Source organism: Rubripirellula amarantea (genome assembly GCF_007859865.1).
Taxonomy (GTDB): Bacteria; Planctomycetota; Planctomycetia; order Pirellulales; family Pirellulaceae; genus Rubripirellula; species Rubripirellula amarantea.
In genome coordinates this window covers 59,528-83,504 of sequence record NZ_SJPI01000001.1, presented here as the reverse complement: position 1 = coordinate 83,504, position 23,977 = coordinate 59,528, and the positions used below count along the sequence as shown (strand labels likewise).

Below are 23,977 nucleotides of genomic sequence, written 5' to 3'. Positions count from 1 at the left end.
AGGAGAACTCATGATGCCGCGTCACCTTGCCATCGGCGATGTTCACGGTTGTTTAGACGCATTGTTAGCTTTGGTCGATTTCGTCGGCATTCGCGATGACGATGTGGTCGTGACTTTAGGCGATTACGTGGACCGAGGTCCCGATACGTGCGGGGTGCTGGATTGGTTGATCAAGTTTGATCAGACACACGGCCTTGTGCCGCTGCGTGGCAATCATGAGATCATGATGTTGGAAGCTCGCAATGACGACTACGGCAAGGTGCGATGGGGAAAGTTTGGCGGGATCCAGGCTCTTGAATCGTATGAAGATCGGGAAGGAAATGTCACTGATTTGAGTGACATTCCCGATAGTCATTGGCGTTTTCTGCTCAATCGTTTGTTGCCGTACTATGAAACGCAGTCTCATATCTTTGTCCACGCGAGTGTTGATCCTAGCGAGCCGATGACCGAGCAATCTGACCACATGCTGTTTTGGCACCAGTACTCGAAGTCGTTTCCCGGTCATGTTTCTGGCAAGACCGTTGTCTGCGGCCACACTTCTCAATCCTCTGGTATTCCCATCACCAATGGCCACGCCATTTGCATCGACACGGCTGCATGCAGAGGAGGATGGTTGACTTGCCTGGACGTTGAATCCGGGACCCTATGGCAAGCCAACCAAGCATCGGAAACTCGTCAAATGAACGTCAGCGAGCTTGGTTGATCGCTTCACTGGTTTATCGAACGCCCCGATGCGAACTTCTTTGGGAGCGCCTCGTCAGTTCATCCTGGCGGGATTGTCAGGCTAGGCAGGTTGAATCGCTCGACGTTCATCGGTCATGATTACGTTGAAGTTCGATCCTTTAGAAGAGTGAAGTTCCCATGTTCCCCCAAATCTATCACTTCCGCTGGGTTAGCATTCTCGCGGTTCTAACATTGCTAGGTTGTTCATCGAGCTCGCAAGAGTCCGTCGGTTCAACGGCTAGCAGACCGGTGGGGGACACTCCCGCGAATATCAAAGTCGCCGTGCAGTTGAATTGGTACCCGGAAGCCGAACATGGTGGCATTTACCAAGCTGTCGCTGATGGAACCTATGAAAAAGCCGGGTTCGATGTCGATGTTCGATCGGGCGGACGAGCAACACCGGTGGCTCCCGAACTGCAGCTTGGCCGAGTTCAGTTTGCCATGGCGAATGCAGACGATGTGGTTCTATTCCGACGCGAAGGCATGGACATTGTGGCTGTCATGGCCGTAATGCAAGATAGCCCACGATGCATCTTGGTGCGTGAGGACAGCGGTGTGAAAGATTTCGGCGACTTAGCGGGCATGACCTTGCAGCGTCAAACGGGCCGGCTGTTTCTAGAGTACATGCGATCGAAAGGGATTCTGGACCAGGTCCAAGAAGTGCCTTACTACAACAGCGTTGCCTCGATGGTGGCGGATCCTAAAATCGCAATCCAAGCGTATTCGTTTGCGGAACCGCTGCTCGCTCGTGAGCAGGGAATGAAGGTGCGAACCCTGATGGTTAGCGACTTGGGTTGGAATCCATATTCGAGTGTGTTGATCACAACTGGAAAACTGATTCGAGAAGACCCGCAACTCGTCGCGTCGTTCGTTGAAGCAACACGCGACGGATGGCGGAACTACCTGCGAGATCCCAAAGCGGGCAACGCCGCGATTCTAAAGGCGAACAAGCACGGAATGACTCCGGCAGCCCTCGAATTCGGTAGCGCTGAACTTAGACCGCTAGCAGTACCCGCCGGTATGGATGAAGCCGACGTGGGAACCATGAGCTTGAAACGCTGGCAGGAACTTGTTGATCAAATGGAAGAACTCGAGCCAGGGCGTCCTTCGGTCGTCAAAGCCGAAGACTGCTTTACGCTCGATTTCTTATAAGTTCAGCGGTACTTGAATTAACTATGCGGCTTGTCGGCGTTCGGTAGTAGGCCCGATATGTTGACCGAGAGTCTCGATTTCAAGCTTCAATAGCTCTTTGACGATTTTTTTGGCGGTGGGGCGTTTGGCAGGGTCGTCATCGACCAATGATTCAACGACGGTAGCTACTGGTTCAAGAACGGATTGGCTAACCGGTTCTATCTGCGTTAGCCACTGCCACAATATTTTCCCGAGGGAATACATGTCCATGGCTGGGATGGCAGCGTGTTGTCCGGACAAAGATTCGGGAGCGGAATACGCCGGTGTACCTCGGTAGCTACCACCCGTAATCGTGTGCACGCGGGCAGCGAACCCAAGGTCCAAAACGGTGACGTGACCGCGGGGGCCGACAAGAATATTACTCGGCTTAACATCACCGTGAACCCAGCCCGCGCCGTGTAGAGCCTGCAAGCCCTGGGCAGCTTGGCGGACCATCCACAGCGCAACAGGTAGTTTTTTGGCGGGCGACTGCTCAAGATGCGATTGCATCGTGACACCATCGATCTTAGGCATCACGAGGTACGGTGTTTGGGACTCCGTTGACGCATCCAAGACGGCGATCAAGTTGGGGTGCATGACAGCCGACGCAGAAGCAACGAAATTAGTGATCTGGCGTTTAGCTTCGACCGATGCGTCCGACGTTTGGCGAATCACATAGTCAAAACGAGGTGAGCCACTCGCATCAGCAGGTTGTGCAAGCGATAGCTGCGACCACGACCCAGAGTGCAACGCTTGGCCTACTCGCCAAATGCCCACGATCGGAAGTTCTTGCGAAGCGGCTGGATGATGAAGCGACGGTGAAACTCTCAGGGGTGTCGATTGCCGGGATGAAACATCTTTCACGAGCGATTTTCCTCATCATTCACAGGCGGCATCTGTATTGTCGCAACGAAACTTGTCACGGCACTCAACCGCTAACAACATCGACGCAATCGGGCCACGATGCGAATTCCTTACGACTGTCATGGCACACTTCGCCAAACTAACCCAATCGGAATTCTCGCCGCACGAAGCTGTTATGATCCTGACAACCGGTAAACTTTATCATGACGTCGATTCCCGGCGATTCGATATCGCAGAATACGGCGAACCAGCCCCAGGATTACTCAGGCGGAAATGGATTATTGAAGTGGAAAGCAATCGCGATTCTGACCATGGCGAGAATCCCATGCGTGAACCCTTTTCTTCACCCATCAACCCGTACCAAGCGACCAACGAGGCATCGTTAGAATCGCCGTTCGAAAACGAAATCGACGGCAAGACGGCGATTCGTGAAATGGGACGATGGCAATTTTTTATTGCTGTCCTGTTTGGAATCGGGTTGGTATTGATGTTGGCGTTTATGGTGATCCAAGTGTTCGCAATCGGCGGCGGCAGCTTTGTGGAAATTCTAAGCGGGGTTGGTTGCTTTGGTGTCTTTGGGTTGGTGTTCTATGGGATCCCTGCCTACCTGCTACTTCGGGCATCGCAAGCCTCGCAAAATTTCGCGGCGGAATCGAATCGTGGAGGTTTCGCTGAGTTTGCGCGAAGGCAGATGTTGGTTTGGCGAGTGATGGGAATCTTGGTAGTGCTGGGGGTGATTAGTTACGGTTTGTTTATCGCGATTGCACTTTTTGGGATGGCGATTTGAGCCGCACCCTGCCCCTTCGACTTGCGTCTAGTTAGGATCATGGAATGAACACTTATTTTGACGCTATCGATCCCGAAACACTGAAGACCAACGCCAGTGGGCCGACCGGATCATTACCGCTTTCCGACGAAATTCTGAAGACTTGGACTAGCGGCGACCTGTTCGGATTGACGCAAAGTGTGGGAATGGGATTCGATCCGCGTCGAGTACTGGGGGACCAGTATTTGATCTTAAGTACTCAAGGCGGAGTTCGGGCACCTGATGGCACGCCCGTCGCATTGGGCTACCACACCGGACACTGGGAAGTAGGCCTACTTGTCCAAGCGGCTGCGGAGCAAGTTTGTGCGCACGACGGAGTGCCGTTTGCCGCTTTCGTGAGTGATCCGTGTGACGGTCGCAGCCAGGGGACTCATGGGATGTTCGATTCGCTTCCGTATCGAAACGATGCGGCGATTACGATGCGGCGATTGATTCGATCGTTGCCTCGCCGTAAAGGTGTGATCGGCATTGCGACCTGCGATAAAGGGTTGCCTGCGATGATGATGGCACTAGCGGGTTGCGGCGATTTAGCGAATGTGTTGGTGCCCGGCGGAGTCACATTGCCACCGACTCAGGGCGAAGATGCGGGCAAAGTGCAAACCATTGGTGCTCGCTATTCTCGCGGCGAAATGAGCCTTGAAGAAGCTTCGCTGGAAGGTTGTCGAGCATGCGGAACGCCGGGCGGTGGATGCCAGTTTCTTGGAACGGCGGCAACTAGCCAAGTCGTCGCCGAAGCTCTAGGCATGACCGTTCCCCACGCAGCATTGGCGGCAAGCGGTCAACCGATCTGGACCAAACTGGCTCGAGATTCTGCGGATGCATCGCGCCAAATGCACGAACGGGGTGTCGCGATGAAAGACATTCTCACCGATGACGCACTGTTCAATGCCATGCTGATCCATGCCGCGGTGGGAGGCAGCACCAACTTGTTGCTACATATTCCGGCGATTGCTCACGCCGCTGGACTCAAACGACCCGGCGCGGATGAGTTCCGCAAAATCAATCAACTTGTTCCTCGGTTTGTCGACTGTCTTCCCAATGGCCCAGTAGGTCACCCGACGGTGCAAATGTTCTTGGCCGGCGGGGTTCCCGAAGTTGCTTGGCACTTACGCGAACTTGGCTTGCTGAAAGCGGATGCCAAGACGGTAACGGGAATGACGTGGAATGAAATCTTAGACCAATGGCGGACTTGTGAAAGGCGTGAAGTGTGCCGCGAGCGGTTGCGTGAAGCGGATGGTGTTAATCCAGACGATGTGATCATTCCACCAGCCGAAGCAAGGCGACGCGGACTTACCAGCACCGTTTGTTTTCCTTCCGGCAACCTTTGTCCCGAAGGTTCGGTTATCAAGGCGACATCCATTGATCCTTCGGTGATCGACGACGACGGGGTGTACCGCAAGCGAGGACCTGCACGCGTGTTCGTTCGCGAAAGTGACGCGATTGCGGCAATCAAGGCACAATCCGAACCCGCAATCAAGGCGGGTGATGTCATCGTGTTGATAGGTCGAGGTCCAATCGGATGTGGGATGGAAGAGACCTACCAAATCACATCGGCGCTAAAGTATCTATCCTTCGGCAAAGAAGTCGCCTTGGTTACCGATGCACGGTTCTCTGGCGTTAGCACTGGTGCCTGCATTGGTCACGTTGGCCCCGAGGCGCTCGCTGGGGGGCCGATCGCCAAGGTTCGCGACGGCGATGAAATTGAGATCGAAATTAACACTCGCACGATGGATGGGCGTGTTCATTTTGTTGCGGGTGACGCGATGCTTGATGCTCGCGACCCACATCCGGATTTGGGCGCTGATCCCAATGTTCCCGATGACACGCGGTTGTGGGCGGCCCTGCAGCAAGTCGGTGGCGGAACGTGGGGCGGTTGCGTTTACGATCCAGACGAGATCATCAAACGGCTTACACGCTCGTAAGTGAACGGCTTGGCTGCCAAATGCCACAAACGCATCGCCGCACCTGTGGCCCGGCAAGACACTTTAGGGTCGCGATTCTAACTGAGCAAACTGCTGACGATCTTGGGCGTATTAGCAGGCCCGATCAAACGTTGGTTCAAGCCTTGGCTGGCGAATGAAAGCCGATACGGGTCCAATCCCATGGCATGCAGAATCGTCGCTTGAAAATCTTTCACGTCAACACCGTTTTCGGCAACCTTGAATCCAAGTTCGTCTGTGCTGCCGTGGACATGGCCACCCTTGAAGCCACCGCCAGCGACCCAGACACTAAAGCAATCGGGATGATGGTCGCGACCAAGAAACTTAAGCGTTCCATTTCTCGCTTCGACCATAGGAGTGCGACCGAACTCGCCACCGAAAATGACGAGCGTATCGTCAAGCAATCCTCGCTGCTTAAGATCGGTTAACAATGCACCGATAGGCTTGTCCGCTTCGTTGCACTTGGTGACTAGTTGAGTGTGCATGTCGTCATAAGCGGCGGTTCCGTGGATATCCCAACCCCAGTCGAATAGTTGGACAAAGCGAACACCTTGTTCAACAAGCCGCCTCGCGAGTAAGCAATTGTTCGCGAATGAGGCGGCGCCCGGTTGAGCTCCGTAGGCATCAAGGGTGTGTTGAGGTTCGCGGCTGATGTCCATTACATCGGGAACAGCGGTTTGCATTCGAAATGCAAGTTCGTACTGCTCGATGCGAGTCAACGTTTCGGGATCTTGAAACGTTTCGTACTCACGCCGATTAAGTTCGTTGAGTGCATCCAGGCTAGCTCGGCGAAGATCGCTTGACATGCCTTTCGGGTTGTTTACATACAGAATCGGATCACCTTCTCCGCGGCACTGTACCCCTTGGAAAACGCTTGGCAGGAAACCGCCACCCCAAAGGCTCTTTCCTGCGGACGGCATTTTTCCGCCCGATACCATCACCATGAACCCGGGCAGATTTTCGTTTTCACTGCCCAGACCATACGTGGCCCACGAGCCCATCGATGCGCCACCAAACTGCGAGGTTCCCGTATGCAAAAGCAACTGAGCGGGAGCATGGTTGAATTGATCCGTGTGCATCGACCGGATCAAACAAAGTTCGTCAGCGTGCGAGCCGATGTGAGGAATCTTTTCACCCAACATCATGCCGCTGTTGCCGTACTTGCGGAATGGAAAGACAGGACCAAGCAGCTTGGGTTTTCCTTTAATGAACGCAAACGTCTTGCCTTCGATCAATTCGTCAGGACATGGTTCGAGATGGTGCTTGGCTAGTTCTGGCTTGTAATCAAACAATTCATGCTGCGGGGGCGAGCCAGCCATATGCAAGTAGATGATTGATTTCGCAGGTCGTTCTCGACGACCTGCAATTGCATCGCCGGCCGACGCAGTTGCCTGCTCTTCAAATTGGCTTAGCGCAGCCACACCCAATCCCATGCCACAGGTTTGCATGAAATGACGACGCGTTTGCAGCCTTGCGGACGCGTGAAATAATTCTTGTTGCAACGTCGAGTTCGATAATGGCATGGTGACTAATTGTTAAGGAAACCGTCTAGGTTGAGGATAACGTTGGCGACCAACGTCATGGATGCTTTGCGAACGATGGCCGCATTGTCCTTCACTGAATTTGTGTCTTCGCCGGCTTCTCGATTTCCTGCGAATTCGATTGCAGAATCAAGGTCCGTCTGGAATCGTTCGAAGCTCGAACGATACAGCTTGCTGAGCACTTGGATTTGATTCGGGTCGGGCTCGACGTACAAAGCGGCACGAAGACCTTGGGTTATTTCCGAAGCTAGTTGAGTATCCGGATCTGAAAACTTCTTGGATTGCGACGACTCAAGCATTTTGTTGGCCAAAGCACGGGCAGCCTCAATGAAGGTCACGTCGTTGAGCGTCATGAACGATTGCAACGGAGTATTGGTGCGAAGACGTCGCATGCTGCAGATATCACGGCTCGACATGTCGAACGTCTCGAACAATGGGTGGGGTGCACTGCGTTTAAGGTAGGTGTACAACGCGCGTCGATAGCGATCCTCATCAACGCTTTCCTGCCACGTGAATCCTCCGGTAAACGCGTTGACGACACGCTTGATTGGACTGGGCGGATAGACTGGCGGACCGTACATCTTGTTAGATAACAAGCCCGAGACCGCGAGGGCTTGATCACGGACCACTTCGGCGGACAAGCGGACGCGTGGTCCACGGGAAAGTAGCCGGTTGCGAGGATCGATCGTGAGTGAATTTTTATCCACGGTAGCGGACTGCTGATACGTTGCCGACATCACGATCAGCTTCAGCAAATGCTGCACGTCCCAGTTGTTGTCTTGCAGTTCGATCGCCAATGCGTCGAGAAGTTGAGGATGCGACGGTGGGGATCCTTGAGTGCCGAAATCTTCTTCGGTTTCGACAATTCCTATTCCCATCATTCTTGCCCAGTAGCGATTTGCGGCGACCCTTGCCGTCAGTGGGTTGGATTCTTCGAACAACCATCGAGCAAGTCCTAGACGATCGTTCGAAACCGTTTCGTCAGTGGGTGCAAATGCCTTTGGAAACTCCGCCGTAACTTTCTCGCCTGGGCTTTGAAAGTTTCCACGTAGCATCACGAACGTTTCGCGGCGGCGGTCTTTCGGTAGCTGTTCCATTACTGGCACTCGAACGGGGGCATCGCGTTCGGTGATGAGGCGATGAATCTCGCGACGAACGGGTTCCAGCTCTTTATCGCGATACTTCTTTGCCGCGTTTTCGACGTTGCAGGTCGAGATGCGAACACAACCTAAGTTCAGACGTGCCCAAGGTGGATCGTGCAACAGGTAGACCGTGAATTTGGTGTCAGTCGTCGCGATCAGGGGTTCGGCAAGCTGGAAAATTGCCTCTCGATGAGCTTTGTATCCATCGACGGGATGGTTAACGGCCCAGCCTTGCTTGCCACCACTTTCAACCGTTTCCGCGATCGCGGTTCGGGCGTGCTGGTTGACTTGGTTGAAGTCATTTTCGGCATCTGCGAAAGCAATCCGAGTTTCTTTTTCGCCATCATGTTGAGTCAGTCGGATCTGAGAGAGGATGAATGCGCCTTCGCCGCTACGCCCTACCCTGTTGTCGTAACGTAGATGCGGAATTGCCTCTAGGCGAATCGCTTGGATAGAGGATCCAGCGGGGGCCTCAAAAGTGAACTTGTACTCTTCCTTCGCCGGGTTGGGACCTACGGCCAAGATCGAATTGTCGCTGAGTTGTTCAAACTTCGTTCCCTCGCGACTGGTCATTTCAATCGGACGAATCTCATTCCAAACCGAATTTGTTCCTTCAAGTTTCTTTTCTAGCTTCGCTATTTGATCGTTGAGCCGTGCGGTCACTTTCGGATCAGGAGCGGGAATGACTTCGAGTTTTGGTCGTTCGTCCGTGCGATCGGCATCCGCAGACTGATTGAAAAAATCCAACAGCGAATAGTATTCCGTTTGGCTGATTGGATCGTACTTATGTGAATGGCATTCGGCACATCGAACCGTCAATCCCATCCAGGCATTGATCGTCGTGCTGAGCCGATCCTTAATCGCGATCGTACGGAACTCTTCATCGTTTGTGCCACCTTCGTTATTGGAAAGCGTATTGCGATTGAAAGCCGTCGCAAGCCGTTGTTCATCGGTTGCATCGGGCAGCATGTCGCCCGCAATCATCTCGATGGATAAGTCTCGGTAAGACTTGTTGTCACCGATCGCACGGATCAGCCAATCCCGCCAAGGCCAGATATCACGCTGTTCGTCTCCCGAGTAGCCAACTGTATCAGCGTAGCGAGCAAGGTCGAGCCACATTGACGCCCAATGTTCGGCGTACGCATTGCTTTGAAGCAGTTGATCAACGAGAGAAGACAAGTGGTCCTGCGTGGGATCGTTCAGGAAGTCTTGGCAACATCTTTGAACCAAATCGGAGTGGGCAATCGGTGGTAATCCGGTCAGGTCCAAGCAGACTCGACGGACTAGGGAAGGTGGTTCCGCGATTGGGTTTTGGTTCAGAGATTTAGCCTGTGCCTTTTCCAGAATGAAGGCATCAATGAAGTTGTGCGCGCGTCCTTGGGATACCATCGGGGTCGCATGTCGCGTCGGTGGCGAAAAGGACCAATGGGTTTGATACACTGCACCTTGAGCGATCCAAGTCTTCAGTAGCGCAAGCTCATTGTCGGTTACCGCAGCGGCATGTTCGGGCGGCGGCATCTTTAGATCTGCATCGTCCGTTTCGATGCGAATGATCATCTCGCTCGCTTCGGGATCTTCGACATCGATCGCCGAGTATCCGCCCAAGTCTTCTGTGGCACCCTCGAAATGATCAAGCCGCAAGCCAGCTTGTCGATCTGCTTCGTCCGGACCGTGGCAGGCAATGCAGTGCTTGGACAGAATTGGGCGAATCTCGCTGTTGAAATCGACGGTGCCCTCACCACAGGCGGGCTTCGCGGTCGTGACCAGCAATCCCCAGGCAAAAATCAACATGAACTGGAAGAAAGAGGAACGCATCGCGAGTTTTCTAAGGGAGGAGACTGCAATTCTAGAACGTGTCGTTCATTCTAATTTATTCCTCAGATGAACGTATCAGTAGTCGTTCAAATTTGCCTGCGCGAGGTTGTTTTTCGCTTACACTGTGCTGATAACCCCCTGATTCGCAGGGCTATTTAACCTGACCCATTTGTTGTAACGAAATCTATGCCATACCGATTTTCTTTCCCGTCACCATTGGCTGCCGCCTTGTTTGGCTTGTTGGCAAGTTTGGCTATCCTTCAAACCGCCAGCGGTCAGCCCTCGTCCGATCAGCGTCCCAACGTGGTGGTGGTGATAACGGACGACCAAGGTCACGGCGACTTGGCATGTCACGGCAACCCAGTTTTGAAAACGCCCAGTATCGACAAGCTGTTTGAGCAGTCGGTCCGCTTGGCTGATTTTCATGTGGCGCCGACCTGCACGCCTTCTCGCGCGGCGTTGCTAACCGGACGCTGGACAAACCGCACCGGTGCTTGGCACACAATCAACGGTCGTTCGATCCTTCGAGCTGAAGAAACGACATTGGCAAATGTGTTTCAGGACGCGGGTTATGCGACAGGGATGTTTGGAAAGTGGCACCTTGGCGACAACTACCCATATCGTCCAACCGACCGCGGTTTCGACGAAGTGATGTGTCATGGTGGCGGCGGTGTCGGGCAAACTCCTGACTATTGGGACAACGCGTACTTTGACGGTACGTACTTTCACAACAACAAGCCAACGCCCGTGAAAGGTTTTTGCACCGACGTGTTTTTCGATTACGCGACGTCGTTCATCCGAAAGCAAAAAGAGAAGGATCAGCCGTTCTTGGCGTATATCTCAACGAACGCCGCTCACGGTCCCTATCATGCGCCGCCGGAATACAGCAAACCTTATGAGCATCTTGGGATTGGTGTCGCGAACTTTTTTGGGATGATCGCCAATATTGATGACAACGTTGGCAAGCTTCGCGATGTGCTTGAGAAGGAAGGCATTGCCGACGATACGATCTTTATCTTCATGACAGACAACGGAACCTCAGCAGGCGGGAAAGTCTACAATTCCGGAATGCGGGGTTTCAAAGGCAGCCCCTACGATGGCGGTCACCGTGTGCCCTTCTTCATTCATTGGCCGGGCAAGTTTGATCAGGGCAGAGATGTTTTGCCGATCACAGCGCACATCGACATCATGCCAACACTTCTTGATTTATGCGGCATCGAAACACCAAGTGATATCGCATTCGATGGTCGAAGTTTGCGACCGCTACTTGAGAACGAGTCTGATAGGTGGCCTGAAAGAATCTTGATCACAGATTCCCAACGCATCGAGCAACCTGAAAAATGGCGAGGCAGTAGCGTGATGACCGACCAATATCGGTTGGTCAATCAAAAAGAGCTTTACGACATTAAGGCGGACCCGGGACAAAAAAATAACATCGCTGACGAGCACCCCGAAGTCGTCGGTCGGCTTCAACGTTTCTACGAATCCTGGTGGGATGAACTATCGCCAACTTTCGCGGCGCCAACACCGATCTATCTTGGTACTCCCCACGAAAACCCCGTGGCGCTGACCTGTCACGATTGGACCAACGAAACTGCGTCTCCTTGGAATCAATCGCTCATTCGCAAGTCACTCGATACCGAGGCCGTGGATGGATTTTGGCACGTCAACGTCGTCGAAGCCGGCGATTATGAAATCCGGTTGCGACGTTGGCCTGTGGAATCGGGTTTCGCGATTGATGCATCCGTCGCTCCGGGCGCGCCCGTGCCAGGTGTCGACGCGTTTCGGATGACTCCAGGCGAAGCAATCGACGTTAAGACTGCGACCCTTCAAATTGCGGACGTCGAATCAACTCAGTTAGTCAGTAGTGGCGACCAAGAAGCTGCATTTCGGGTGACCTTGCCCGCGGGCGCGACAAAGCTAAGGGCCATCTTCACGACCGAGCAAGGAAAGTCCTACGGAGCGTACTACGCGTATGTGCAGAAGTTGTAGCCGTTTATTGCTGCTCGCAGTTCTATCGTTAGCGGTTGGTTGCTCAACACCCGAGTCCGATCGGGTGGAAGTTCACGGCGTAGTGCAAGTGGACAACAGTCCGATCGAATCAGGTACAATCACGTTTCTGCCGTCGGGCAACACATCTGGAGCGGCGGCATCGACCAAAATCACCGCTGGTCGGTATGCGTTGACACCTGAAAATGGGCCTAAGCCAGGAACGTACCGAGTCGTTGTGACGTCCGACGTTGCCATGGGCGACGTTGAAGATGTTCAAACGCAACCCGAACCGCTGCCTCAGATCACTAGCAAGTCTCAATTGAAAACCGCGGAACCACCGCGTCGTTCGCCAACACGATTGGCAAATTGGCAACAACGCGATGTTGTGATTCGATCCGACGCGGATCAACTCAACTTCTCGTTCTAATTTAGGTGTCCATGATTGCGGCGATGGGTTGCCCTTCGCTGCGCTTCATCGGACGGCCGATCGGAGTCTGTAATTCGATTTCGGGCTCGAGACCTAGACTCGAAATCACGGTGGCGTGAATATCGGCCACGGTCACAGGCAAGTCCACGTCATCAAGAGGTTTATCTGGGTCAAGCTTCGGATCAGGCGATGTGCCTCCGAAAACACTGCCTCGACGAATACCTGCACCTGCAAGAAGCACTGAAAATCCATGAGGCCAATGATCGCGGCCCGCTGCGGGATTGATCTTAGGAGTTCGGCCGAATTCGCCACCGCAGACCAACAGGGTCGAGTCGAGCAAATCTCGCTCTTCCAACCGTTTTAGCAATGAAGCTAAAGCAGGATCGAGGATTCCGCATCGTGATTCATGCAGCGAATGATTGGCGGCATGTGAGTCCCATCCACCAAGCGTGACCTCGATGCATCTTGCTCCCACTTCAATCAATCGCGATGCAGCAAGGCAACCTCGTCCGAAAGCGGAATCACCAAACTCGGCGAGCGTCGATTTGGATTCCTGTGAAACGTCGAATGCATCGAGTTGCTCACTCGACATCATTCGCACCGCCGACTTAGTCGCTGTCTGATGGAGCGTTCGGTCGGTTTCCATCTTCGCGAGACGACCACGTCGAAATTCCGATTCGGCCACGTTGTACAAATCGTCAAGTCGTTTTTGGAAACGTTCGTCGTCGACCTTGGTTTTGATGTCTGGGACCGGACCGGCTGGATCATCAATCTTAAAGGCGTCGTACGCGGCACCAAGGTATCCGCCACGAGCGGGTTGCTGGCCGGGGACGATAGAGATGTGACGCGGAATGTCGCCACCTTTGTCATCGGCTTGGCAAAGGATTGCACCAACGGATGGATGCTGCAGCGTAGGGTCGGGGCGAAATCCAGTCTTAACGTTGTAGATGGCACGTTCATGGTCACCTTCCTTGCTGGTGACGCTGCGAACCAAAGAGGTCAAGTGCATCTGCTCGGCTGTTTGAGGCAACAGTTCCGAAAGCTGAAGACCTTTGACAGTCGTATCGATCGCTTTGACGTCGCCGCCGTACTTAGTACCGGCATGCGGGTCAAAGGTTTCGTACTGACTTGGGCCACCTTCAAGCCATAATAAAATGACGTTGCGAGGCTTCGCGGGGTCGGTAACGCCCAGTTCATCGGCGCGTGCAAGCGAACGAGCGAGCGACGACATCATTAACGATCCGCAGCCCGCCATCGCTCCACCGCCCAACAAAGTTCGACGAGAAAGGTGGGCACTACGGTCGCAAAGCCTTGTTTGGTTTTGTTCGTTCATGTTCGTGCTTTTGAAAAAAGGACGTTAGTGGTTCCAAGCCAATTCGCTGCTATTGAGCAACACCCACACCATGTCTTCAACAGCGGTGCGTCGTTCTTTGGCTTCATCAATGCGATTAACGAAGTGTTCACTTTCAGTCGGCGTGGGAAAACGATTGAGAACAGACAGATAGATGTTTTCAACAAGGTGTTGGTCGTCCCTTGAAAACATCTCGGCGTGTGCCGTCACGTTCATGACGGGATTGAAGTCGATCAAATCGCGTGTCAATTCCCCATTCATGACCAGCAAACGTTGCGAGATTGTGATGCTTTCGTTGTCGAACTCGTCCTCGCCAACGTCGCCGTAGCGTTTGACAAAGTCAGAGTTGCCAATCAACGTCTGCAACTGCAAAAGAAACGACGAATCACGGTCTGTCTTCTTGACCCGAGATGCTTGAATCACCGTGCTGGCGACTTGCTCTGGGCGCAATCGTACTAGTGGGAACACGGCACCCCGGGATTCGTGCTCGATTGTGACTTCCGAGTCCAGGAGCCTGCTGTCGACGGTGAATGCGTTGCTGCCGGCGATCACCCGGATCAAACTGCGGATGTCAAAGTTGCTTTCGATAAAATGGGTGGTCAACCCTTCGAGGACAGGATTGGATCCCGCGGTTAGGGGCAAGTTGTCGACTGATTCCTCAATAGGCCGGCCAAACATCAATGCCCATACGTGGCTTACGCCAGCCCGGGCGGCTTGTCGATTCTTGGGACTAGTGATCCAAGTTGCCAGACGATCGCGAGGGTCACCTTCGGCAGGCAACAACTCGGGTTGGTAGGGAACTCCCGCCTGCACCTCGACCTCTTCCTCCGCGTCGAGATAAAGGTACTTGTAGTCCACGACATCGTTGCGAATTCCCTGCAAGCCGTTGGCTTCGGCACTTGTGAAGAACGCAGCGAGTTGGTGAAAGTCCGTTTGTAGACCTTCACGAGGATCGTCGATGTCACCGAGGCTAACGTTGCCTAGGAAGTCGTCGTGGCACTGCAGACAGTCGATTCGCAAACCCAGGAATGCACGCGAAGTTCGAGCGGCTAAGCGAACTGGATCCGGATTGCCGTCGTTGCTGTCGTAAGTTGCCGTGTAGAAGTTCACTTCTGGGCGGTCAGTCCAAAGACCTTCCGCGGTGATCAATGTTCGCACCAACCGATCATACGACCAGTTTTCTTGAAAGGTGCTAGTCAACCAAGATCGAAATCGCCGACGTCGATAAGCTATAAACTGGCCTCCATCGGTGCCGACTAAAAAACGTGTCCAACGTTCACCCCAGTAATGGTGATAGCGTGAGTCGTGAAGCAAGTTGTCGAGGTGAATCGCAGTGCGTTGTTCTTCCGGGACCTTCTGGAGTTCGCGAATCTCCTCAAGCGAAAGCCCACTGCCAACCAATGCTAATGACGTTCGCCGGCACACCGTGAGCCAATCAGCGGGTAAGGCAGGTGTGAGACCGGCTTCGCTGAGTTCAGATTGCCAAGCAGAATTGACCCGCGCGATGGATGCGGCAACGACGGCGTTTTGCGAAATCGAAAGAGCGCTGGGGGTGTTTGCTGGAGAACCAACTCCGATTGCGGCATCGGGGGCCGTCGAGAGGCCAACGGCAGTGCCGGGCACAGTCGACAAGTTGGATTTTTCTGACGGCTTGGATAGTCCCGCGACCAAGTATCCGAACGCCACGAAGACAAGCAATCCGAACCATCCCCATCGTACGAGAGCTTTGACAGCTTGTTTCATGCGAGCCATAAGATCTTGTCTGATGTGAAAAAGGGAAAAGGAAGCGACCGACCATAAGTTATCTTCGGTCAACGACGCGGATTATTGGTCAGCTACCCTCAGAATAATCAGATTTCGGTGGAGTGAACAAAGGTTCATTTTGTGTGTTCCGCTTCAACTGCTTCCCCATTTTGGCTTATCGAAACCGTCATGGCGTCAAGCAAAGCCTGAGTTCTAAGAGCTTGGCGATGGTAGGGCACTAAGTTTTCATCGCCAATCAATCGCTTAATCATGCTTCGTTCTTGAGCATCCTCGAAGGTCTTGGGATTTACTGAACCCGACGCGTCATGAATCCAACACCGGGTAGGACGCTCTGCCCAGGGGCGAGTGAAGTCATCGCAAATCAATGATGATTCACTGCCCGCGATTTCAAACCACTTACGCGTCGCCGTGTCATACCCGCAGGATAACGTTGCCGTGATCCCATCGCCGATCGTTGCCATAGCCGTTAAACGGTAGGGTACACCACCCTTCATCATCGCAGACGCTCGGACGGTAATCTTGTCGGCTTCAACGGCGCTTTCGCTTTCATTTACAGCAAACGTTAAGAGGCCACCGACGTACCAGCCCAGATCTAACAAGCAACCTCCCCCGAGTGATGCGTTCAACCGGTGTTCGCCAGGTTGAAACGGAGCATAAAACGACACTGAAGCGCTGATATGGCCGATGTCCCCCAGCTTCTTTTCGTTTAACCACTTGCGAAAACAATCCGTACGTTGGTGGTGAAGCCAACCGGTCGCATCAAGCCAGCGGACTCCATGTTCACGACACGCAGAGTCGATGGAACGCGACTCGTCGAGATTCATGGCTAAAGGTTTTTCACACAGCACGTGCTTACCGTGCTCAGCAGCAGCGATCGACCACTCGGCGTGCATCGATGGAGGCAGCGAAATATAGACGGCATCGATATCACTTCGTTGAAGCAGTGCCTCGTAACCTTCGATAGCATGCTCAATCACATATGCCTGCGCGTGAGACTTAGCTCGATCTTTCGTTCGGCTAGCGATGACGCCAACGCTTACACCATCAGTCGATTGAAGGTCTGCAACCAAGCGACGGGTGATACGTCCGGTACCCAGAATTCCAAAACGTGTGACGGACTGATTCATGGTAGATCTGCTAAGAGTTGATTTTGTCGATGACTGTCCATGCACCAGTGACCAGCATCGCGGCTGCCGAAAGCCAAAGCATGAAGTCCCAAAGTTTGCCAGGAACCAGTCCGTCCGCGGACCGGCGGTAGCGGAAGTACAGGGCCGCGCCGCCCAGCATGGGCAACATCACGCCCTGCGCCACGCCACTAAGCAGAACCAGCTTGGCAGGTTCCTGGTAGAAAACGTAGATCACCACACAAAGGATTGGGAATAAACCGCTAAGTCTGCGAATCCAAATTTCGCGTGTTTCCTCGTCATCGTCGATCAAACCGACCACTCGCATGGCATCAGAGAAGGTTCTCGCGTGGCTGGCATTGGCGACAAAAAACGTCGAGTAAAGAACCGCAAACGCACCGAACAAGAAAACCGTAGATGCCCAAGAAGAGAAAACAGGCACAAACATCACGGCCAGTGTTCGCACCATGGTGTCCTTCTCGGGATTTAAGCCGACGCGATGCAAGATTGCTGCGCCGAGCAAGTAGAAAGCAACAGTGGCGAATGTGTAAATCAACATCGCACCCCAAGCATCAACGTGCATGACTTTCATCCAGCCCGCTGCCCTTGCTTGCCACTCAGGCGATCCGTCATTCTTACCCGCAAATCGAGCGTAGCCTTTTTCTAAACACCAATAGGGATAAACAATTAATTCAGCCGCTCCCACGCCGATGATGCCAAAGGTGGCCAGGGCGGTCCCAATTGGCTGTGTCCCCCCAATTGATTCGGGCAGACCAAATTTTAGTCCCGATAAGAATTCACTGGCTTGGACCTGGAAGTCAGGTTGACCTTGCAGCAAAAACAAATTCGCGACCGTTAGCAGTGTGAAGGAAGCCACCAAAACGGTCGAGAGCGTTTGGATCAGTCCGTAGCGTCCGAAGTACAGAATCACGCTGGTGATGATGGCAATGACGATTGCCCAAACCGTCGCGTCATGAGGTGATTGAAGGTTGCTTGTGATGACTTGCTCGGCGGCAACATCAGCATCACCCGATAGAAAGTGTTCAAACTTGTCGAGCGTTTGCTTGTCCGCTTGGTCGTTATACGCGCGTCCCGCTGCACTGATGGGGACGGAGATGGCGAGTGATTGTCCGACTCCGCCGACGATACCGCCAAGTTGGCTGATGCTGGCCAACCACATTACTACCCAATACCAAACAAGCCAGTTGCCTCGGTTCTTGATGCGTGGGCCTGGTACTTCGTCGAGCGCGCAAAGGGTCGTCTTCCCGCTGATAATCGCGTAACGACCAAATTCGATTTGAGCAAAAACTTTGACGACGCAGCCAAGCAGAATCAGCCACAGCAAACTAAACCCAGCCTCGGCCCCAGTTTTTGTGGTCGCAATGAGTTCTCCGCTGCCAACAATTGAACCGGCAACGATCAGTCCAGGTCCGACGCATCTTAGGATCGAGAAAATTTGAGTCGGCGGATCAACAGTGGATTCATCGCGAACAGCTACTTGGTCAGTCACGTGTTGGGTTTCTTTCACAAGGGAAGCTCGGTGGGGACGACGAGCGCAAAGTCGCTGCCATAGGCTGGTATCGAGAACTCTGAACCCAGATTCTGGCCGTGCGTTTCCAGTGAATCTCGTGTCAATTAAAACTTGAACGCGATTCGGAAAAACGAAGTGGAGGGCAAGGAGGCATGCTGCGTTGCAGCAACTCGGTAAAAGTCTAGCAAATTCATACTGCCGTTGCTGTTTCAAGGCCGACACGACGCAGACAATTCCTGGTCGTATCGGCTACAATTCAATTGCGGCGCAGGGAACTGCTGCGTTTCATCTCTTGGACAACTAGCTCGGCATGACATCGACGGCACCACTCGACACGACCATCGCGGTGGTAACGCCCGAGAACATAGCGTTTGAGTACCAGCTTGCTGGTTTGTTCCGTCGTTTGCCGGCTTACTTGATTGACCTGCTCGTTCGATGGGCAGTGATCATCCTGCTAGTGGTCGGCCTATTCATGCTGGGGGCATTGATCGACATCGCGTCGTTGGGGCCGTTCGCGATCGCGGGAATGTTTGTAACGTACTTTGCGATCAGTTGGTTCTACGGAACGTTTATGGAAACGTACTACAACGGTCGAACGGTTGGAAAATGGGCGTGCGGGATTCGGGTCATCGATATCGAAGGTCGTCCCATCAATGGACGACGCGCTTTCATTCGGAATCTGCTAAGGATTGCTGATATGGCTCCGATGGCGTCGGCGGGAATGTTGAGCGAAGATATCTCGCCGGTATTCATTATCCCCACGGGCATGTTCGGGATATTGACGATGATTCTGACCCGACGAATGCAGCGACTTGGTGACCTTGCTGCGGGAACGATGGTGATTGTCGATGAACGCAGTTGGCGTTTGCCAGTCGCAAAGGTCGATGACCCTCGCGTGCCAGCATTGGCATCGTTTGTTCCGGCCGATTATCGGATCTCCCGTAGCATGGCTCGAACATTGGCAGTCTATGCTGAGCGTCGGCACTACTTAACACCGGCGCGAAGGCGTGAGGTGGCTCGGCATTTGGCGGTGCCTTTGATTGATCGGTTTGAATTTCGCAGCGATATTGATCCCGATCTACTGATGTACGCTTTGTACTACAAGACTTTTCTGGCGGACGCTTCGGCAGAATTGCCCGACCTGGGAGCCTTGTCGGGATACAGTCCCTTGAAACGAGATATGAACCGGTTGCGAAACGAAGAACCGAGCACTCAACCTTCGTGAAAACTAGTTGCGGGAAACTTGAACGTCGATGAACGTTGCTGCCCTATTAGAAAAACGCCGCGATCAGTGGTCTGAACTTGAGCAGATATGCGACGCGCTAGAAATGCGCGGCAAGGCGAATCACTCCGCAGCAGCAAACCACCGCGGTGCTGCTGGTGTAGCCCGGTTTTCTAACCTGTACCGTTCTGCGTGCGCGGATTTGGCGCTCGCCGACGCCTATCAGTTGCCGCCCGCGACGGTGACTTACCTGCATCGTCTGGTCGCACGCGCCCACAATCAACTGTACCGATCCAACCGGTTCGATCCCGCGGGCTGGATCGAGATGATCTTTTACGATGCACCCCAGCAAATCTTTGCGGACCCGTGCGTTCGCGTGGCGTCCATCGTGTTCTTTGGGCTCTTCGCACTGTCGATGTACTTGGGGTGCAATGAAGAACTGTTCCCCGGTTTTGCCGAATCGATGATCGGAACCGAGACGATTGAGCAGATGGAAGAAATGTATGAACAGCCGTTATCGGGGTCGCTCGACCACTATGTGCCGATGGCGGGGTTTTACATCATGCACAACACGGGGATCGGTTTGCGCTGTTTTGCATTTGGTATTCTGATCGTTCCGTGTTTGTTCATCTTGGCGTACAACGCAATCACACTGGGAACAGTGTTTGGATACATGGCTCGCCCTGACGCCGTGGGCAGTGATAATTTCTTTCAATTTGTAACGGCTCACGGACCGTTTGAGCTTACGGCGATCGCGTTGTCCGCCGCGGCAGGGTTGCGATTGGGAGTGGGGTTCTTTTTTACCGGTGGACTTGGACGCATCGAATCGCTTCGCCAAAGTGCGCTGCGTGCGGTGCCAGTGATGGCTGCATCCGCAGTGTTATTCACCCTGGCTGCGTTTACCGAAGGGTTCCTTTCACCCAGTCCCGCACCGTATATCATCAAGGCGGCATGGGCAATTTTGTCATCTGGGTTGATTAGCTTCTACTTTGTCGTGTTGGGTTTCCCACGAGACGCGTTCTTGTTGCGCAGTGTCTCTGATGATGATGCAGGAGACTTCGCGGATGCAACTTGATCAAACTCACGTCGTCGTTCGATTGCGAACGGTCTCAGAGATTGGTGACCTGACACTGATCATGATTCGCCGTTACCCCAGCGCGTTGTTCATCGGTTTCGCTTTGGGAGCGTTCGCATGGGCGTTGATGGATCTACTCGTGCTGGGTTGGATCCCATTTCGCGAAGCCAGCTATGGTCTTGATGACGAGGAAGCTTTCATTGAAATCGTTCGCTACATGTCCTGGATGGCGTTGTTAGTCGTATTGCAAGCTCCGGCCGCAGGAGTACTAGCGACGTTGTACTTGGGGCAGGCCGTGTTTGAGCATCGTCCGCCCTGGCAAAGCGTGCGTTCGGAAGCGAAACGGCAATTCTCGCGTTGGTTTTGGAAGCTGGGGATTCTGCGGATGGCATTTCCACCGGTCGTGATGCTGGCACTGCGATGGGGCCAACCGGCGTCCATCTTCTTTGACGTGGTCATTCCGATCGTTTTATTGATCAGCCTGACGATCGTGCGAGGTGCGAGACCGTTCTTGCCTGAGATTCTTCTGTTGGAACAGTGCCCGCTTCGTGGTTCAGAAAATGTGATCACGGTTTCCCGTCGATCGAAGTCGCTTCACAGCCCTATCAGCAGTGATTTGTCGGGTCGGTTCTTTTCGGTATCGATCACCCTTTTCATTCTAGCGATGAGTGTGCTGTACACATTCCTTTGGATCCGTGGAATTGCAACTGGCAAGTGGAGCATGATGGACTTGTTTGTGCTGTTGGTGATTTACCCGCTATCGTTGTGGTTGATCGCAGGCGTCAGCGTTGTGGTGCGAATGTTGAACTACTTGGACGCTCGGATTCGATTGGAGGGTTGGGAGGTTGAGCTTGCAGTGCGAGCCGAAGCACTGCGTCAATTTGGTGAGGGCGACGGTTTGAGCCATCGCGGTGAAGGACGCGTGGGTGTACCCGCCTCAGACGCCACCGCGACCCCGATGCGAGATCCGCTGGCTTCGTCCGAGATGCCTGTTTTGGCTGCCGAAGTAGCAGCCGAGTTACCAGGAGGCCCAACATGATTCGCCTTTGTTTAAGTCTCTTGTTGGTATGTTCGTTCGCGGGTGCGTTTTGCCGTATGGTCGTTTCGGCCGACGATGTGGTTGCCAGTGATATAGCGACCAGTGATATAGCGACCAGTGATGTAGTGGCCAGTGATGTAGTGGCCAGTGACGTAGTGGCCGACGATGTGGTGGGGCACTCGGTGTGGTACGACGCCGATGAGAAGGCCATCATTCCGGTGACGGTCAAGTCTAAGTTCGACGATTCACTCAATCGCGAAAGTCGTTGGTTGCCTCAAGCCAAACGCGTAAAGAAGCCAGCACCGATTCCAGCATCTGCAGGAAACACCGGTGGCGGTGGTGCCGGGAATGGTTTGTTCGGGTCTGGTTTGACGTTTAGTAATTTGCTGGGTTGGGGTTTGTTGGTGTTGTTGCTGGGCGGTGCGATTGCTGCCGTTTTGTTTGCTCTTAGTCGAGCTGAGATCGAGATGGCAAGTGGTCCCGGAGGACGCCGGCGAAGTCATGATCACGAATCGCTCGACGAGCAAACGATCGAGCGAATGAAGCATTTGCCGGCTGAATTGCGGCGAACAGATGTCAATCCGCGAGTTGAAGCGGAACGTTTGATGCGTGAAGGTCTGTTTGATCAAGCGATCATCTTGCTATTCGGTCATCAGTTGTTGTTGCTCGATCGGGCATCGTTTCTGCGGCTCAATCGAGGCAAAACGAATCGGCGGTACGCTCGCGAATGCAAGTCCGTCAACGAATCGGCGTCCGATGCTTTGCAAATGACGATCGACGCCTTTGAGAGATCTTACTTTGGTCGCCACGAAATCACCGCCGCTGAATTTCAGCAGTTGTGGAGTACCAACTTGCAACTTGAGCACGTTGTTGAGACGGCTCATGAGGTGGCCGCATGAATGGATTGGCGACGGATCGGGTAGCAAGACAGGTTCTCTGCTTGTTCGGCTGTGCCTTGTTGCTTGCGACGGGCTGCAATCGTTTTTATACGAACTATGGCGAATCAAAGAGTGTCACTGGCCGAACCAGCTTGAACGGTTTTGGTGGACTTCGGCAGGCGTTCGAGCAAAACGGATTTCGAAGTCGTGATGTTAGCCGCTTGACTGAACGTGTTCGGCGAACCGATGTGTTGGTGTGGACTCCCAAGGAATTAGGCCCCATCGACACGCGGTCGACGCGCTGGTTTGAAGGTTGGTTGTCGAGCGGCAATCGAACCTTGGTCTACATTTTGCCTGACAGTGGAAGCGAAACGGAGTATTGGCAGGATGCGGCGAGTCTGGCTCCCCCCAACCTTCGGCTGGAATATCGCAAGCGAATTGCCAAATCCATCAATCAACGCATGACTTGGCGGACGAACCGTTCAGCCCCACCTAGCAACGGCTGGTTTGCGCTGACTCCGCTTGCAAGTGGACGTGAGCTTGATGAGGTTTCTGGAAACTGGGATGTGCGTAATCGTCTAAGCGACGAGTTAAAGAACAAGCGAATCGAGTTCGGACTTCAATCCTATGATGAAAAATCGCAGAAGAATTCAGTGGTCCTGGGAGGCGTGATCGGAGGAAGCGGGCCGACGGGGCCAGACGCGATGGGGTGGACGTTGGCGGACGAGACAGATGCGACAACGACAAAGGTGAAGTTCAGACCAAAGCTTAAGTTGCGTGATGGCACCGTTGTTGTGGCGACGGTCGAAAGCGAGCGATGGCGCGGGTCAAAGGTTGTCGTGGTTGCGGGCGGTTCGTTGTTGACAAACTACGCGCTAACTAAATCTTTTGGCAAGGAGTTGGCGGCCGAATTGGTCACTCAAGCCAAAGAGCCGCTCACAAACGACGTTCCAAGCGTTGGCTTTTTGGTCACCGGCGTGGACCGTTTGGCGGTCAGCGAACGGAAGCCGGGCGCTCCCGTGGCATCAGGAATGGAACTGCTTACGGTATGGCCGATCAGTTTGGTTACGATTCATGGTGTGCTGCTAGGTTTAGTCGTTTGCTTGATGCTTTTTCCCATTTTCGGCCGGGCTCGTCCGGGCGAAGAGGTGGACCATAGCGATTTCGATGACCACTTGGATTCCGTTGCTGCATTGATGAAGAAAGCCGGTGGCAAACATTTCGCGAAGCATCGCATTAGCGAGTATCACAAGCGAATTCGTGGCGAAACCGCCGGTCCGTGGATTTTGCCTGACCAGCCGAGCGTGGCAACTGCGGGACAACAGATCGACACTGCGTCGCAACAGATCAACACGACGCAGACGCCACCACCATCGGCGTTTCCACCCCAACTGCCTTAAGCGAACCGCACCCGCTAAAGTACGGTGGTGGCAATGGTTGCCCAAAACCGGAAGACAGTTTGAAAATCGAGGAAGCTGAATCTTGAGTAATCAACCCTACGACGCATTCGAAGACGCGGGTGAAGGCGGATCTCGGCAACCTGAATCACAGGG

18 protein-coding genes are annotated in these 23,977 nt (G+C 53.6%); 11 read left to right on the top strand and 7 right to left on the bottom strand.

What is annotated here, in order from left to right; genetic code table 11:
- The first annotated feature begins 13 nt into the window (after positions 1–13).
- Both Pla22_RS00390 and Pla22_RS00385 read left to right on the top strand, forming a co-directional pair.
- The gene (locus tag Pla22_RS00390) at positions 14–703 is read left to right on the top strand and encodes a metallophosphoesterase family protein (protein WP_146512827.1); all 690 of its coding nucleotides are present in this window, start codon (positions 14–16) and stop codon (positions 701–703) included.
- Between the two features lie 158 nt (positions 704–861).
- The gene (locus Pla22_RS00385) at positions 862–1,875 is read left to right on the top strand and encodes an ABC transporter substrate-binding protein (protein ID WP_146512826.1); all 1,014 of its coding nucleotides are present in this window, start codon (positions 862–864) and stop codon (positions 1,873–1,875) included.
- Positions 1,876–1,896: 21 nt separating this feature from the next.
- Here Pla22_RS00385 and Pla22_RS00380 read toward each other — a convergent pair whose 3' ends face one another.
- On the bottom strand, positions 1,897–2,757 hold the full coding sequence (locus Pla22_RS00380) for a protein kinase domain-containing protein (protein ID WP_242631705.1): 861 nt from the start codon (positions 2,755–2,757) through the stop codon (positions 1,897–1,899).
- Between the two features lie 175 nt (positions 2,758–2,932).
- On the opposite strand from Pla22_RS00380, the gene Pla22_RS00375 reads away from it, so the two are divergent.
- Positions 2,933–3,544 (top strand): hypothetical protein, encoded by a 612-nt coding sequence (locus tag Pla22_RS00375; protein ID WP_165440449.1) that lies wholly within the window; start codon positions 2,933–2,935, stop codon positions 3,542–3,544.
- Between the two features lie 44 nt (positions 3,545–3,588).
- On the top strand, positions 3,589–5,505 hold the full coding sequence (locus tag Pla22_RS00370) for a YjhG/YagF family D-xylonate dehydratase (protein ID WP_146512824.1): 1,917 nt from the start codon (positions 3,589–3,591) through the stop codon (positions 5,503–5,505).
- 77 nt (positions 5,506–5,582) lie between these two features.
- Here the strand turns inward: Pla22_RS00370 and Pla22_RS00365 are convergent, their stop codons facing one another.
- Both Pla22_RS00365 and Pla22_RS00360 read right to left on the bottom strand, forming a co-directional pair.
- On the bottom strand, positions 5,583–7,046 hold the full coding sequence (locus Pla22_RS00365; protein ID WP_146512823.1) for a DUF1501 domain-containing protein: 1,464 nt from the start codon (positions 7,044–7,046) through the stop codon (positions 5,583–5,585).
- A 5-nt stretch (positions 7,047–7,051) separates the two neighbouring features.
- Complete coding sequence (locus Pla22_RS00360; protein ID WP_242631704.1) at positions 7,052–10,021, bottom strand: PSD1 and planctomycete cytochrome C domain-containing protein; 2,970 nt, start codon at positions 10,019–10,021, stop codon at positions 7,052–7,054.
- A gap of 186 nt (positions 10,022–10,207) precedes the next feature.
- Between Pla22_RS00360 and Pla22_RS00355 the strand changes: the two genes are divergently transcribed.
- Both Pla22_RS00355 and Pla22_RS00350 read left to right on the top strand, forming a co-directional pair.
- Complete coding sequence (locus Pla22_RS00355) at positions 10,208–12,013, top strand: arylsulfatase (RefSeq protein ID WP_146512822.1); 1,806 nt, start codon at positions 10,208–10,210, stop codon at positions 12,011–12,013.
- Between the two features lie 64 nt (positions 12,014–12,077).
- On the top strand, positions 12,078–12,440 hold the full coding sequence (locus Pla22_RS00350) for a hypothetical protein (RefSeq protein WP_146512821.1): 363 nt from the start codon (positions 12,078–12,080) through the stop codon (positions 12,438–12,440).
- 1 nt (position 12,441) lies between these two features.
- Here the strand turns inward: Pla22_RS00350 and Pla22_RS00345 are convergent, their stop codons facing one another.
- The 4 genes from Pla22_RS00345 to Pla22_RS00330 all read right to left on the bottom strand — a co-directional run bounded on the left by Pla22_RS00345 (position 12,442) and on the right by Pla22_RS00330 (position 18,207).
- The gene (locus Pla22_RS00345; RefSeq protein WP_146512820.1) at positions 12,442–13,773 is read right to left on the bottom strand and encodes a DUF1501 domain-containing protein; all 1,332 of its coding nucleotides are present in this window, start codon (positions 13,771–13,773) and stop codon (positions 12,442–12,444) included.
- Between the two features lie 24 nt (positions 13,774–13,797).
- Positions 13,798–15,543 carry a DUF1549 domain-containing protein gene (locus Pla22_RS00340; protein WP_146512819.1) on the bottom strand — a complete coding sequence of 582 codons (1,746 nt, stop codon included), beginning with the start codon at positions 15,541–15,543 and terminating at the stop codon, positions 13,798–13,800.
- A 125-nt stretch (positions 15,544–15,668) separates the two neighbouring features.
- A complete protein-coding gene (locus tag Pla22_RS00335) occupies positions 15,669–16,682 on the bottom strand; it encodes a Gfo/Idh/MocA family protein (protein WP_146512818.1) in 1,014 nt (337 codons plus the stop codon).
- Between the two features lie 10 nt (positions 16,683–16,692).
- Positions 16,693–18,207 carry an Nramp family divalent metal transporter gene (locus tag Pla22_RS00330; protein ID WP_242631703.1) on the bottom strand — a complete coding sequence of 505 codons (1,515 nt, stop codon included), beginning with the start codon at positions 18,205–18,207 and terminating at the stop codon, positions 16,693–16,695.
- 313 nt (positions 18,208–18,520) lie between these two features.
- Between Pla22_RS00330 and Pla22_RS00325 the strand changes: the two genes are divergently transcribed.
- Genes Pla22_RS00325 through Pla22_RS00305 form a run of 5 tightly spaced genes read left to right on the top strand, consistent with a single transcriptional unit; the run spans position 18,521 to position 23,824 of the window.
- Positions 18,521–19,435, top strand: coding sequence for an RDD family protein (locus Pla22_RS00325; protein WP_146512817.1), 915 nt, complete (start codon positions 18,521–18,523; stop codon positions 19,433–19,435).
- A gap of 28 nt (positions 19,436–19,463) precedes the next feature.
- Entirely contained in the window at positions 19,464–20,507 is a 1,044-nt protein-coding gene (locus Pla22_RS00320; RefSeq protein WP_146512816.1) for a stage II sporulation protein M, read from the top strand.
- Complete coding sequence (locus Pla22_RS00315) at positions 20,497–21,546, top strand: hypothetical protein (RefSeq protein ID WP_146512815.1); 1,050 nt, start codon at positions 20,497–20,499, stop codon at positions 21,544–21,546. The genes Pla22_RS00320 and Pla22_RS00315 overlap by 11 nt, the downstream gene beginning before the upstream one ends.
- The gene (locus Pla22_RS00310; RefSeq protein WP_146512814.1) at positions 21,543–22,445 is read left to right on the top strand and encodes a DUF4129 domain-containing protein; all 903 of its coding nucleotides are present in this window, start codon (positions 21,543–21,545) and stop codon (positions 22,443–22,445) included. Before Pla22_RS00315 ends, Pla22_RS00310 begins: the two co-directional genes overlap by 4 nt.
- Positions 22,442–23,824 (top strand): hypothetical protein, encoded by a 1,383-nt coding sequence (locus tag Pla22_RS00305; RefSeq protein WP_146512813.1) that lies wholly within the window; start codon positions 22,442–22,444, stop codon positions 23,822–23,824. Before Pla22_RS00310 ends, Pla22_RS00305 begins: the two co-directional genes overlap by 4 nt.
- Positions 23,825–23,977 lie beyond the last annotated feature (153 nt).